12 protein-coding genes are annotated in these 14,578 nt (G+C 38.2%); 1 reads left to right on the top strand and 11 read right to left on the bottom strand.

The annotated features are described in order from the left end of the window. Nucleotides 1-189: 189 nt before the first annotated feature. The 7 genes from Q1B07_RS21645 to Q1B07_RS21615 form a co-directional block, all read right to left on the bottom strand. A complete protein-coding gene (locus tag Q1B07_RS21645) occupies nt 190-609 on the bottom strand; it encodes a hypothetical protein (RefSeq protein WP_299093984.1) in 420 nt (139 codons plus the stop codon). 33 nt (nt 610-642) lie between these two features. Then, on the bottom strand, nt 643-1,491 hold the full coding sequence (locus tag Q1B07_RS21640; protein WP_366945255.1) for a carbohydrate ABC transporter permease: 849 nt from the start codon (nt 1,489-1,491) through the stop codon (nt 643-645). A 3-nt stretch (nt 1,492-1,494) separates the two neighbouring features. Further along, nucleotides 1,495-2,427 carry a carbohydrate ABC transporter permease gene (locus tag Q1B07_RS21635; protein WP_299093988.1) on the bottom strand — a complete coding sequence of 311 codons (933 nt, stop codon included), beginning with the start codon at nt 2,425-2,427 and terminating at the stop codon, nt 1,495-1,497. 136 nt (nt 2,428-2,563) lie between these two features. Then, on the bottom strand, nt 2,564-3,820 hold the full coding sequence (locus tag Q1B07_RS21630) for an extracellular solute-binding protein (protein ID WP_299093989.1): 1,257 nt from the start codon (nt 3,818-3,820) through the stop codon (nt 2,564-2,566). 159 nt (nt 3,821-3,979) lie between these two features. Beyond that, nucleotides 3,980-5,776 carry a glycoside hydrolase family 2 protein gene (locus Q1B07_RS21625; protein WP_299093990.1) on the bottom strand — a complete coding sequence of 599 codons (1,797 nt, stop codon included), beginning with the start codon at nt 5,774-5,776 and terminating at the stop codon, nt 3,980-3,982. Between the two features lie 26 nt (nt 5,777-5,802). Next, on the bottom strand, nt 5,803-7,575 hold the full coding sequence (locus tag Q1B07_RS21620; RefSeq protein ID WP_299093991.1) for a glycoside hydrolase family 2 protein: 1,773 nt from the start codon (nt 7,573-7,575) through the stop codon (nt 5,803-5,805). 383 nt (nt 7,576-7,958) lie between these two features. Further along, a complete protein-coding gene (locus tag Q1B07_RS21615; protein WP_299093992.1) occupies nt 7,959-8,879 on the bottom strand; it encodes an ArsR family transcriptional regulator in 921 nt (306 codons plus the stop codon). 697 nt (nt 8,880-9,576) lie between these two features. Between Q1B07_RS21615 and Q1B07_RS21610 the strand changes: the two genes are divergently transcribed. After that, the gene (locus Q1B07_RS21610) at nt 9,577-9,711 is read left to right on the top strand and encodes a hypothetical protein (RefSeq protein ID WP_299093994.1); all 135 of its coding nucleotides are present in this window, start codon (nt 9,577-9,579) and stop codon (nt 9,709-9,711) included. A gap of 349 nt (nt 9,712-10,060) precedes the next feature. On the opposite strand, the gene Q1B07_RS21605 is transcribed toward Q1B07_RS21610, so the two are convergent. The 4 genes from Q1B07_RS21605 to Q1B07_RS21590 are packed head-to-tail and all read right to left on the bottom strand — an operon-like array spanning nt 10,061 to nt 14,573. Beyond that, nucleotides 10,061-11,011, bottom strand: coding sequence for a glycoside hydrolase family 43 protein (locus Q1B07_RS21605; protein ID WP_299093995.1), 951 nt, complete (start codon nt 11,009-11,011; stop codon nt 10,061-10,063). A gap of 12 nt (nt 11,012-11,023) precedes the next feature. Next, nucleotides 11,024-12,823, bottom strand: a complete 1,800-nt coding sequence (locus Q1B07_RS21600) for a glycoside hydrolase family 2 protein (protein ID WP_299093997.1) — start codon at nt 12,821-12,823, stop codon at nt 11,024-11,026. A gap of 23 nt (nt 12,824-12,846) precedes the next feature. Then, a complete protein-coding gene (locus Q1B07_RS21595) occupies nt 12,847-13,677 on the bottom strand; it encodes a carbohydrate ABC transporter permease (RefSeq protein WP_299093998.1) in 831 nt (276 codons plus the stop codon). Further along, nucleotides 13,674-14,573 carry a carbohydrate ABC transporter permease gene (locus Q1B07_RS21590; RefSeq protein ID WP_299093999.1) on the bottom strand — a complete coding sequence of 300 codons (900 nt, stop codon included), beginning with the start codon at nt 14,571-14,573 and terminating at the stop codon, nt 13,674-13,676. Before Q1B07_RS21590 ends, Q1B07_RS21595 begins: the two co-directional genes overlap by 4 nt. Nucleotides 14,574-14,578: the final 5 nt, after the last annotated feature.

The following is a 14,578-nucleotide window of genomic DNA, read 5'->3' as shown; positions in this document are numbered from 1 at the left end:
CTAGACCCTAGAGCCGATGGCGCCTGGAGCTAGATTCAGAAACGCAAGCTATGTTAAGAAAATATATAAATTCTGATTTTACAAAAAAAAATCAACCTATAACCAAAGGAAATGATGAAGCCTTTCCTTCGGTTATATACTATTGATTTTTAATGAGCCGATAGTGACGAAAACAGCACGACGATTATTTTATTGATTTTGTAAATGATAGTTTCCGAGCTTAGCTATCGATTTATTTTTAGCTAACGCCAGAACCCCTGCAGATAAAAATAGAATCGATCCTAAAATATCCATGACGAAATAGGATGCCACCCCCAGAATGATAAACCAGACTGGCTTTTTCATTTCAGCTTGATCATCCTTCAATGATTTCGCTAAAACCAAGTTTAAGATTCCTAGAATAACAAAGATCATCCCAAAGGAAACGGAAAACATATACAAGCTGCCAAAAACAGACTGTGCTGCCTCAAGCTGTGCAATCGTGTTATAGGAAGAATTCAGTCCTTCCTTTTTAATAAAAGAGGCATACACAAAAATCGTAAGGAGACCTGAAACAATTTGCCATATCGCCCCGATCCTAATGAATCTTCTTTCCAGCTTTCTATTCATTCCTAAACCTCCTTCATAAACACCTTTGATTGATTACCCTTTAACCCCTGATGATAAAGAGAGGGATTCCATAAAGTATTTTTGTGTGAACAAATAAAGGATAAATGTCGGAACCATCGCAATTAGTGCTCCAGTTAAAGAATGAGCAACCTCCAGTCCGCCATAGATCCCCTGAAGTAATTGCAATCCAGGTGTAAGCGGCAATTTTTCAACTTCATTAAACACAATCGATGGCCATAGGAAGTCATTCCATGAACCCGTAAAGGTAAATAACGCGACAACGGTTAAGACAGGTCTTATTAACGGCAAGATGAGCTTCGTAAAAATCTGAAAGTCTGAAGCGCCGTCCACTCGTGCCGATTCATCAAAATCCTTAGGGATCCCTTGCATAAATTGCCTTACGAGGAAGATACTAAAAACTCCAACTGTCCCCGGAACAATCGCTGCCAAGTAGTTGTTTACCCAGCCAAATGTATCAATAATTTTGTAAAGCGGAATCAGATTTACAACGCCAGGGAACATCATCGTTGCCATTAAAAAGGCGAAAATCGCATCTCTTCCCTTAAATTTCATTCTTGAATAGCCATAACCTGCTAATGAAACAAGCACTAATACTAAAACCGTTTGTGAAACAGATATAATCAGCGAGTTTATAAACCACTTTGCTACTGGAGCACTCGTATTCTCAAAAAGAACATCCTGATAGTTACCAATCACCCAATTAATCGGTAAAATCGTAAAGGCGCTTGATTGAATATCAGCCTCACTTTTGAACGTCGATAAGGTTGTATACAATAATGGGACAATCCATATAAATGCCATAAACAATAAAAAAATGAATGAAAATATTTTAGAAATCGGTTTTTTCTTCAAGGTAGGCACCTCCTAGTCACGTTGTCTTAAAAAGAAGAATTGAATAGCCGAAACGATCATAATGCATATACCAAGAATAACTGCCATTGCGGCCCCAATACCGGCAATCGATATTCCAGAGCCAAAGGCATTTTCTTGAATGTACATTAACAGCACTGTCGTCGAGCTTGTGGGCCCGCCATGTGTTAACATGAGCGGCTGCCCGTATACATTGAATTGGGCAATGGTCGTGATCACTACGGTATATAATAGCTGTGCTCTTATACTAGGAAGTGTGATTCGAAAGAACTTTTGAACACCATTTGCTCCATCTATAGAGGCTGCTTCATATAAATCGTTTGGAATACCGTTAAGAGCGGCTTGATAAATAATCATATTTCCACCGATTGTCCACCAAACCGTTACGATCACTAATGTAATCCACGCGTAAGGCTGATTAGATAGCCAGTTTGTATCCACATTTAGATAATGATTAATCGGTCCAAATGAAACACTAAAGAGCATGGAAAAGACTATCATGACGGCAGAAACAGAAAACAATGTCGGCATGTAAAATAATGCCTGAAAAAAGGTCATTCCTTTCGGTTTTGTATGAAGAGCAGCAGCTAAGAGCAACGGCACAATAATACAAGCAGGTACGGTATACAAAACAAATTTAAACGTATTTCCCAAACCGATCCGCAATTGTTCATAAAAGGTGGAATCTTTATTAAATAAAATTTCTGTATAGTTTGCCATCCCTACAAACTCAGGCTCCCCAATGAGGTCCCAATTCGTAAATGAAATGTAAATTCCATATAAAGTTGGAAAGAGAAAAAAGATACCAAATAAAATGAGATGTGGTCCAATATAAAGATAGGGAGAAAGGTTCAGCCGTTTTTTATTCGAATATTTACCTAATGCAGCGGACACATTTACTTGCCTTTTCGCTCCAGTATTTATCATTATTTTAGCTCCTATTCTTTCGTTCTCGAATAGAGGAGGCTGCCGCAAAGGGACTTGCCCCCTCGTGTACGCTGGGGTTTGTCCCTTTGATGTTTAGACAGTCTCAGGCGTTCCTTTTTCAAATCATAGAGAAACGTTATTTTTTATTATTGTTTGCGATTTTATCTTCAACTGCTTTTTGAGCATTTTCCAATCCTTTTTCAATTTCAAGCTTTCCAAAAATGGCATCGCCAGCTAGTTTATCAACCTCTTCAGCCACGAAGCCATTATACTTATAGTCAAAGATTTTAAGTGACTCTTGTAATTTAGGATCTTCGAGTAAAAATGATTGCGGCAGCTCTTTGAATTCAGGATTTTCTAATGTCGCTAAAGCTGCTGGGTTTTGTCCTGCTTTTGCCCATGGAAGTGAATTTTCTCTCACATAATCAAGGAAGTCCAGCATACCCTTTACTTTTTCATCAGATCGGTTTTCATCCTTAAACATGACGAATTGGTGAGAGGATGTCCAGTTGACAATTTTATCAGGTGACACTTGAGGGAAACTTGTCAGACCCCAATTTAATTTTTTCACTTCATTTAAGCTGTTTTGCATCCAAATTCCTTCAGGATAGAAGATCGCTTTATTTGATTTAAATAACTGTCCAGGGTCTTCTCCATCTTTGTTGGCAATTTTGTCATCCACTAATCCTTTTAATAACTCCAGTGCTTCTTTCGCTTCAGGTGTATTAAGTGTTGGTGTTTCTCCGTCACTTGTAATATCTCCGCCTAATTGATTGTAAATCGATAAGAACATCGGACGTGTCCACGTGATGCCAATCCCTTTAATACCGTCTTTACTAGACTTTTCTCCAGCTTCTCTTACTTCATCAAATGTAATCACATTGTCATCAAGTGCATTGGGCGCATATTTTTCTAGTAAATCTTTGTTGTAATACATAACAAAGCTGTGTACATCTAACGGAACACTGTATCTGCTGCCATCAATTTCCCCGATATTCCAGCCGGCTGGTACATAGTTTTCTGCTTTAATTTCTGGATAATCAGCTAATAGATCATCATATGGCAGCAATAAATCATTGTCTACAAATTGCTTAATTCTTTCAGCATGAACAATGGTGAGGTCAGGTATCCCTTTTCCCGAGTTAACAACTGTTGGGATTTTCGCATACATATCATCTGCACCAATCGATACATTCTTAATCTTGAATGTTGGATTTGTTTTATTATATTCATTGACCATTTGCTTCATATTTTCGCCATCAGGACCTGTAAATGGATTCCAATAAACGATTTCATTTTTAGCAGAACCAGAGCTCGAAGAACTGCTGCAGCCTGATAAAGCCATCACAAACACAAAAAGGATCGAAAACATGAGTAGTGCTTTTTTCTTCATTTTGTTACCCCCCAATTAAATTAGTTTGTACATGCACCCTTTGTTTTAAAGCGTTTTCACAAAAGTGTCGGACTATCAAAAATTTATATAAGATGAATCCCTTGACTGAAATCAATTGACTTCAGCCAAGAGAGAGTCCACTTCATTCATCCATTCGAGTTATTTAACGACCTCTGCATGCCACATATCATTTATTCGTTTAATCTTACGCAAATCACATTTCGGCTTGCGATCATAGGTCAAAATCCCATTAATCTCCTGTTCAACATCTGTTAGCTGTGTATAGCAGAAGCCATGCAATGCGCTAGATTCATAGACTGCTTTCATCACTCTTTCATAGTCTGCCAGATACTCTTCCTCATTGGTGACTGTCGTATACCCCCAGCCATTTTCTTCTCCCACTTTATAACCAATTCCGCCAAATTCGGTTAAGAGAATGGGCTCACCGTTATATTCGAATCCTTTCGTATAGATGCTCCAGCCTGAAGGTTTTGACTGAAGGATCTGTTCTGTTGTTGCTATAGAATGACGAAATGCATCGTATTTTTCAACTTCATCCTTGTGGCCATGGCTGTAGTTGTGGACCGCACAAATATCTGTTTTCGTTAATTCCCAACCATCATTTGAAATCACTAAACGAGTAGGATCGAGCGAATGGATCAAATGATACATTGCCAAAGAATGGTGTTTTTGCTGTTCATTTGTGCAGATGAAAGGAACTCCCCAGCTTTCATTAATAGGGACCCAGGTAACGATACAAGGGTGATTGTAGTCTCGCTCAATGATCTCAATCCACTCTTTTGAGAGCCTAGCAACAGCATCCTCACTAAAGGATGGAGAAGCAGCACATTCTCCCCATACTAGAAACCCTAATGTATCTGCCCAATATAGGAATCGCGGATCCTCAACCTTTTGATGCTTCCTGCACCCGTTAAAGCCCATTTCTTTTGCCAATTCGATATCGTTCTTTAAATCCTGATCGGTTGGTGCAGTCAATAAACCGTCCGGCCAGTACCCCTGGTCAAGAACCAGCTTTTGATAATACGGTCTGTTGTTAAGATAGACCATGCCATTTTCCGTATGGATTTTTCTCATTCCGAAGTATGAAGTGATTTCATCAAGTACTGCAGCTTCTTCTTTCAAGCGGATCTTGACATCGAATAAATTTGGCGTTTCCGGTGACCAGTTCCACCCAACATGATGGAATCCTGTTCTGAATATTTTTCGATTATAGAGATTGATTGATCGTTTCGTAAAACTTTCATATAGTTTGACCGTTTCTTTAGCTACATGCTCACCTTTAAAGCTGATCTCAATTTCAACATCTTTATTTATATATTCACCTGTTACCTCAAGATCAATGGTGATATCGCCATTATCAATGTCAGAAGTAAACCTAACTTTGTTGATATGTGTTTTATCTACTGCCTCTAACCATACCGTTTGCCAGATGCCGGTGGTCCGTGTATACCAAATCGCTGCCGATTTTTCAATCCAATACTGTTTGCCGCGAGGGATTGTTTCGTCTCTGGAAGGGTCTTCCACTCTGACAACAACTGATTGTTTTCCTTCTATTAAATAGTTTGTAATATCGAAGGAAAAAGCAGTGTGGCCACCTTCATGGGAACCAACTAGATTTCCGTTAATAAAAACCATTGCCCGATAGTCTACAGCACCAAAATGCATGATGATGCGCTTGCCAAGCATGAATTCGGGAATATCAAATTCTCTGCGATACCAAACCCAATCATGAAAGGCAGGATCATGAATACCGCTAAGCTTTGTTTGATAAGCAAAAGGAACATTGATTTTTTGCTGATATTCCCTTCCTTTTTCAAACCATTTTTCTTCTAATCCAATATTCTGGTCATCAAATTGAAAATCCCATTCACCATTTAAATTAAGCCAGTCTTTTCTCATTAATTGCGGGCGCGGGTATTCTTGTCGAAATGTCATAGCTTCTCCTTTTATCCAACCTGAAATTATTTACGGTTAATCTCTCTGATTTTCTTAAGTTCTATTTTTGGAGTTCGATCTTCATATAGAAGACCATTCACCTCTTGCTGTACATCCGTGATTTGGGTATAGCAATAGCCGCAAAGATATGGCGTATCTTTAATTGCTTGAGTGATCGATTCATAACGAGCTAGAAAATCCTCTTCACTCTTCACTTGATTGCCATAGCCCCAGCCTTTTTCTGACTGGAAGGCAATGCCGCCATATTCCGTCAACATGACCGGCTGACCTTTATACTCATAACCTTCTGCAAATGCATACTTATGATGGTTATGAGTAATCTCATTGTTTAAGATTTGATCCTTATTTTGATAACGTTTTAAAAATACTTCGCCTAACTCCTCATAATCATGAAGGGCGATGATATCCGAAATTGTATGCTCCCAGCCGTCATTCACAATAACCGGCCGCTCGGGATCAATCGATTTTGTTAAATAATAGATCGATTCTGTAAAAGCTTGCTGCCTTTTATCTGTAAAGATATTAGATACTCCCCACGATTCATTAAAAGGAACCCATGTAACAATCGATGGATGATTGTAATGCTGTTGAATAATCTCAAGCCACTCTTTTGTGAAATTCTCTACCGCTTCATCGGAAAACTCATAGGTCGCTGCCATTTCGGACCAGACAAGTAATCCCTTTTTATCGCACCAATATAAGAAGCGTTCATCCTCAAGCTTTTGATGTTTTCGAACACCATTAAAGCCCATCTCAAGCGTTTTCTCGATATCCTCTAAGATCGCTGCATCTGAAGGCGGGGTAAGCATCGTATCTGGCCAATATCCTTGATCTAATAAAAGCTTCTGGTAAATTGGCTGATTATTCAGCAGGACCTTGCCATCTTTGATCGAAATTTTTCTCATTCCAAAATAGGAATGTACTTCATCTGCCACTTCTCCATTTACGGTCAAGCGGAACGTAACATCGTATAAATGCGGATGTTCCGGTGTCCAGTACAACACCTTCCAATTATGTACCTCTGAAAGGAGATCAACCTCCACTCTTGTATTTGCACGATCAGGTACAGTTGAGAATTGCTTTATTTTTTTGCCGTCATAACTAATCGTTGTTTCTAATTTCCAACTATCATTTAAATCCCCATTAAGCTTGTATTCAAACGCAACAGAGTTCTTATCAATATTCGGGGTCATTTTCACTCGTTCAATGCATTCATCGTTTAAAAATTCCAGCCAAACCGTTTGCCATATCCCCGTATTTTGTACATACCAGCATCCAAAGTTTTCCTCTATCCACCGCTGCTTGCCCCTTGGTTGAGCACAATTATTGCTATCTTCAACTTTCACAACCAATTCGTTTTCTTTCGTGTTATCGATTGCATTTGTAATATCAAAGGAAAAAGCTGCATTTCCGCCAACATGTTGGCCGATATAGTTCCCGTTCACCCATACCTTTGTTAGATAATCGGAAGCTTGAAACCGTAAAATGGCTCGTTTTCCTGCTTCCTCTTTCGGAATCTCAAACACCCTTTGGTACCAAATATAAGGATGAAAGGTTTCATCTCCAATTCCACTTGCTTTTGTTTCATATGTAAAAGGAACCTGTATTTCTGTTGAGAATGCCGGCTTTTCATACCATAAACCTTTTTCTCCAACATTGTTGTCATCAAAGGCAAATTTCCATGTTCCATTTAAGTTTTTCCAAGAATTGCGTTGAAATTGAGGGCGCGGATATTCTGTTCGCTGATAAGTCGTCATAGTGGTTGATGTCGTTGTCATTTAGATACTCTCCTTTTCATCTTTGCTTTTTGAGTCGTTTTCTGTTTTTTAAAAATTAAGAAAATAATAATTATAGAGAATAAAAATTACTGAAAAAATGTTTTATTACAACTTTTATGTAACTTTAATTAAAGAATACGCTTTCAAATATTCGTTGTCAATATATTTTTTATAGTTATTTGTTTAGTTACAGATTTTTTGTAATAAAGAAACCTCGCCGACTGGTGAGCCTGAAAAATGAATACAGAGGCGCAGTTGCACTGATACTTCACACTTATAATTGATTACTACGTCGATTTACTTCTCTGCTGCCAATTTAAACGCTTAACATATAATAAAAAGCCTTCTTATCACAAAAAGGCTTCTCTTTCGTAAGTATGAAGTTAATAGAATGATATCTTCAATTTAATATCCTGAGGGTGGTCACCTAATTCACGACCAAACAGATTCATTCCGCCTTTGTGAACGGCGTCCTCTTTAATCCCAATTCGAAATGACAAGAATTCCCTCTCTAATATACCTAAGTCCTGGATGGTTATATTCGAAAGGTAAACATCATCGATTGTTGCCCTTTCTTCTGTTACTTTCCACGTTTTTAAGGTTCCATATTGTGTCCGGGTTGTTTCCCCCCATACCTTAGGATTCAGTTTTCCAGGGCGATCCCCAAAATCACCAGGGCTTGTCCACGTCCCAATTTCTACCCCATTTAACCAGACGGTAATATCAGATGGCCAATTATGGTCATAATTTGGCGCCTCAGAACAAACCTCTGCCGAAACCTGAACTGACTTTACCTTTGCACCAGGTGGAATGACAAGCGGAAACTTATAATCAAAGTAGCCTTTTCTTGTCCATATAAGCTGTGCGCTTGAACGAGCTGGGCTATAGAAATGAACCGGTTCATCTTCCGGTATGATCAGCCCATCTTGATCAGCAATACCGCATGTTGGTGAAACAAGGAAGTCGGTATATTGCCCGATCGGCATTTCAAGCTCATAACTTTCATAATCATTCATACTTCTTGGAGCATTTAAACTGATATGAATATCATCAAAATTTCGTGTACAAACCTTCATCGCACCTCTGCTGGCAGGGCGAAGTTGAGTTAAGATCAATCCTGCTTCTTCAAGCACCTTTATGTGGGATGCTGCCGTTGATACAGGTATATTCAACATATCTGACAATTGATTTATGTTCACATTCCCTGTATTTAACAGGTCTATGATTTTTAATCGAACTTCTGATGATAAAGCATGCGCAACCTTACGCAGCTTCTCAGGCTGTTTAAGCGATAATTCTAACAAGGCTGTCCCCCCAAAACTCCAATTTGTCCAAAAAAATTGTTATACAACTTAATAGTAACAAAAAATGTGTAATAATTTAAGTTTATTGTAATCGTTTACCTTCGTCAAGAAAACAATCCAACATTCGTTTTTTTCATTACGACTGTATTTACCCTTAATAGTAAACCTTTGACATAGCGATGACAATTTTGGCTTTCAAAGTCTTATTGATCAATTGGAAAAGAACAATAGCACAAGCGCCGTGCTCAGCCTAGGGCAATAAGATCCTCATGAATTGAAAAGACGTTCTTTGCTTGGAAAATTACGAACGATAAATATGTCAAAGAATTATTAGGAAATTGATTGAATGAATCATTTAGACCAAGTTTCAAATTCTCTATCAGAAATCGTGGAAAACATCGGGGAATGCAAAAAATAACAACAAGACTAAATAGCGCTTATGGCGTTATTTTTTAATGAAAACCTATGTTTTCATTAAATTTGAACTTTTATTGAACATTTTGTTACACATTTTTGTCTTTTCGACAATATCAAACAGGAAGAAAATCTCACGAATGATTAGAATTACATAAATTTCTACCTTACTATGTAATCAAGGTGTTTCTTACGCAAGATACAAGGATTAAAAGCTTCTCACAATTCCCCTCTGTGTTTCATAATCCTTGTACCTCTTTTTTTAAAAAGGATGGTGTTTATAATGAAGCAATTTGTCTTTATCATTGATTCAGATGAGCTTGTCATTAAAGCCAATAGTATTCTGGAAGCTGTTGCAAAATTAAAGGAAATTGCAGGGGAAAATCGCAACTTAAAATTTAAAGGAATTAAGTATTGATCCATTTCATCTATTAGAATTTAAATATTTTTGAATTTACTCCATAGATACTGTTACACTATTAAAGGGTGCAAGGGTCTGCTTAACTACCCCTATAGTTTGTTTTGTCTTACGACAAATAAGCAATCCTTGTGCCCTCCATTTTTAATCCGTAAATATTATATATTTCTGTTTTTATGTTTATTTTCCTCACAATTTCCAAGATTGAAGTACCTTAATTGGAATCGTTTCTATCCTCTATTCAGTCAAATGAAAAATCCTCCGACTAATAGCTAGCCATTAGTCGAAGGATAGTAAAAAAGAGAAAACTTTATTTTTATAGATAATTCCAATTTGTTATGAGGTTATCTCATTCATCTCTCTGTTCAATCACTAACCCATTTTCTACCTCTTCCACCTTTACAAAAAGCGGTTTTTCTCTGCCATGAGGTGTATCAGGATAGTGTGTACATATATACAATTGCCCTTGGAAGTCACGGAACAGGCTTGAGTGACCGGCGTTCCGATCCATTAATAAAGCCTTGTCATGTGTCCATGGTCCTTCCATATCGCCTGAGGAAGATCGTGCCACAGCTACTGTATAGCCACCGTAACCAACATCACCAAAATTCGGTTTCGAATAGCTGGACCATAACATGATTAAATCTCCGTTTTTAGCATGATACATAAATGGTGCATCCGTTAAAAATCCATCTTTTTCAATCCGGGGATCGCCAAATTTACGAATCCATTCCATATCTGCTGCATTTAAGATTTGCACCGCTTCTCCCTGTGCTTCCGTTAAATCGCGAGTTAAACGAATCGCCTTGATTTTTCCTTCATACTCTTGCGTCCATTCATGACAGAAAACCATCCACCTTTGGCCTTGGTTATCTTCATAAAATGTTCCGTCTAAGCATTCCCACTCTTTTGGTGTTACAGGGCCATTGCTATGAGGCTTGTAGGGGCCAGCAGGATGATCAGCAACCAAAATGCCTGTCCCGCGATGCTCACCTATCCCTCCTTTAAAGGTAGCAAACATATAAAAACGCCCATCAATTTCAAACACCTCAGGAGCCCAATAATGCCGGACTCCCCAGAAACCTTTCGGAGGCTGAAACGCAACATAAGGTCCTTCCCAGGTTTCTAAATCTTCGCCTACATAGACTTCAAAGACTGGTTCCTTGTCTCCGCATCCATCAGCAAAGGTTGTTCCAAATAAAAAATATTTTTCTTCTTTTTCATAAGGAAAAACAAATGGATCTCTCATATGAATATCATCCGTTTTCAGCTTTTTTATCGTTCGAAATCCCTTTTCCATGTCTCCTACCACCTAATCCTTTATGATTTCCTGGTGCCACATATCATTTATTTTTTTAATCTCTGATAACTCACATTTTGGTTCACGATTATAGGTTAATAGTCCGTTAATTTCTTGTTCAACATCTGTTAATTGTGTATAGCAATAACCGTGGAGAGCTTTAGAGCTGTAGACTGCTTCCATCACTCGGTTGTAATCGCTGAGAAATTCTTCAGCATTGCTTACAGACGTATATCCCCAGCCTGCATCTTCCCCTATTTTAAAGCCGATTCCACCGAACTCTGTTAAGATGATCGGTTCGCCCTGGTGGTCAAAACCATTTGCATAAATTTTCCGTTTAGCTGGCTGTGATTTAAGAATACTTTCCTTCGTTGCGATGGACTCTATAAATGCCTCGTATTTTGCCGCTTCATCTTTGTTGCCATGATTATAATTATGAACAGCACAAATATCAGATTTTGTGATTTCCCAGCCATCGTTCGAGATGACAAGACGTGTCGTATCCAACGAATGAATCAAATGATACATAGCAAGAGAATGATGCTGTTCCTGCTTATTCGCACGAACTCTCGGGATTCCCCAGCTTTCATTTAAAGGTACCCATGCGACAATTGACGGGTGATTATAATCTCTTTCAATGATTTCCATCCATTCTCTTGTCAATCTAGCAACCGCATCTTCGCTATAAGAGGCCGAAGCTGCACATTCTCCCCATACTAGAAAACCTAAATGATCTGCCCAGTATAAAAATCTCGGATCCTCTACTTTTTGATGCTTCCTGCAACCATTGAATCCCATTTCTTTTGATAGCACGATATCTTTTTTCAAATCTTCATCAGATGGCGCAGTTAATAATCCTTCTGGCCAATATCCTTGGTCAAGTACAAGCTTCTGGTAATAAGGTTTATTATTAAGATATATCATTCCATTTTCAGAATGGATTTTCCGCATCCCAAAATACGAATCGATTTCATCCAAAACCTTTTGATCATCCCACAAGATTAATTTGACATCGAAAAGATTTGGATTTTCCGGCGTCCAATTCCAGCCATCGTGATGAAAACCAGTTCTAAAAATTTGTCGATTATATAGATGAATCGCTCGCTTTGTATAGCATTCATGAACGTCTATAATGTCTCGTGCAATGACTTCATTTTTAAATCGTATTTCTATTTCCGCTCTTTTTCCTTGGTAATCACCAGTCACTTCAAAATCAATCTTAATCTCTCCGTTATCAACATCTGGTGTGAATCTTACTTTTGAAAGGTATGAAGGGCTTACCGGTTCCATCCAAACCGTTTGCCAAATTCCTGTAGTACGCGTATACCAAATAGAATCTGATTTTTCAACCCAATACTGCTTACCTCTAGGGATTGTTTCATCTGTAGAAGGATCTTCCACTCGAACGACAACGGTTTCTGTCCCGCCGGTCAAGTAATTTGTAATATCAAAGGAAAAGGAAACATGGCCGCCTTCATGAAATCCGACAAGCTGTTCATTTACATAGACCCATGCGCGATAGTCAACTGCACCAAAATGTAAAATCGTCCGTTTCCCTTCCCAGCCTTTTGGGACCTCAAATGTGCGACGATACCAAACAACATCATGAAAGGATGAATCTTCAATACTACTAAGCTTTGTTTGATAAGCAAACGGCACATTGATGCTTTCGTTAAATTCTTGGGTTTTTTTAAACCATTTCTCTTCTAAACCAATATTTTGATCATCAAATGCGAAATCCCACATACCATTTAAATTCACCCACTCTTTCCGTACTAGCTGGGGTCGTGGATATTCTTGACGATAGATCATATTATTCTCTCCTTACACACCAATTATTTAATTCCTGAATTTGTTACACTCTTAACAAAGTATTTATTTGCATATAAAAATACGATAATTGCCGGTATCGTAGCAATGACAGTAGAAGCCATCATTTTCGCCGGATTTACAAAGTTAGCACCTTGTATTAAACTCGCAATCCCTGTCGTAATTGTCTTCATTTCATTTGAATTCACAACCAATGACGGCCATAAATAATCATTGTATATATTCATAAAAGTAATAACCCCAAGCGTCATGACTACTGGCTTAATCGCTGGAAAAATGACTTTTACTAAAATGTCCAACTGTGAGGCACCATCTATATATGCTGCTTCCTCCAATTCTTTCGGAAAAGAAAGCAGGAAATTGTATATTAGAAACACCCCGAGCGTGCTTGCAGTATATGGGAATATAAGCGGTACAAAGGTATCTAATAAATTCACGCTTTTAAACAGGTAAAAGGCCGGAAATAATGTGACAATCCCCGGAATGGTTAGTGCACCTATTACTAAAAGTAAAATGACCTTTTTCCCTGGAACATTAAGCCTCGCCAACGCATAAGCAGCTAATATATCCACAATGACCACCAAAACTGTCCCTATTAAGGTAACAATCCCTGTGTTAAACAGCCAAAGGATAATTGGTGCTTGTGAAGCATCTGTAAAAATTTCCGTATAATTTATCAATGTCCATTCTTTTGGAAATATGGACGTACTTGCCATGGACTCACCAAGCGTTTTAAAAGAGGTAAAGATCATCCAAACAAGCGGAAGTAAAAATAATACCGACAGAATAACAGCAATGATGACGATTGGAATCGATTTCTTATTGCTCATGTTCATTTTGAAGTCACTTCCTTTAATTCCTTCTTTTTGTAAGTCATCCAATACTGAGCTCCAGTTACCAGCATCATAACTAGCCCCATTAGTATGGCCATTGCTGATCCCACACCAAGCTGGTTCAAATTAAAAACAGTTTGCTGAGTGTTCATAATAAGTGTGGTTGTTGATTGTTCAGGACCTCCAGCTGTAATCAGCTGCGTTTGTCCATACAAATTAAAGGATGCGATAACAGTTGTGACTAAAATAAAAATGGTTACATTACGAATTTCTGGAAGAGTAATATATCTGAATTTTGCAAACGGTCCAGCACCATCTAATCCAGCCGCTTCGTATAAACTTCCATCCACCTCATCCAAGGCATTCACAAATAACAGCATATTAAAGCCGATCGTCCACCAAACGGTTGCTATTAGAATTGTTATCCATGCATACGGCTGATCTCCCAGCCAATTTATTTGACTACCAAAAAGGTTGTTAACATACCCGCCATTCCCATTAAACAACCATAGAAAAATAGCAGAAACCGCTGTTACAGAAACAGAATAGGACAGGAAATAAATCGTTCTAAAAACTGGCTTTAACTTATCTGGCAAATGATCAATCACCAGTGCCAGGCCAAGACTGATCAGAATTAGCGGCGGTACACTAATCACGACAAATAGTAATGTGTTGATTAACCCCTTCATAAAAAGTTCATTATAGATCGTACCTGAAGTAAGAATATTGACATAATTTTTTAACCCTACAAAACCGTTATTGCCATTTGAGATGTTCCAATCATGCAAGCTAATCCATACCCCGTAAAGTAAAGGCACCAGCCAAAACATAACAAAAAACAAGATGAATGGAGATATCATCGACATAGCCCAATTTCTTGAAGATTTTTTGTTAAACATTTGTT

Source organism: uncultured Metabacillus sp., assembly GCF_947503125.1.
GTDB lineage: Bacteria > Bacillota > Bacilli > Bacillales > Bacillaceae > Metabacillus.
The sequence above is the reverse complement of the archived record's forward strand: the minus strand, read 5'-3'. Positions and strand labels throughout refer to the sequence as shown.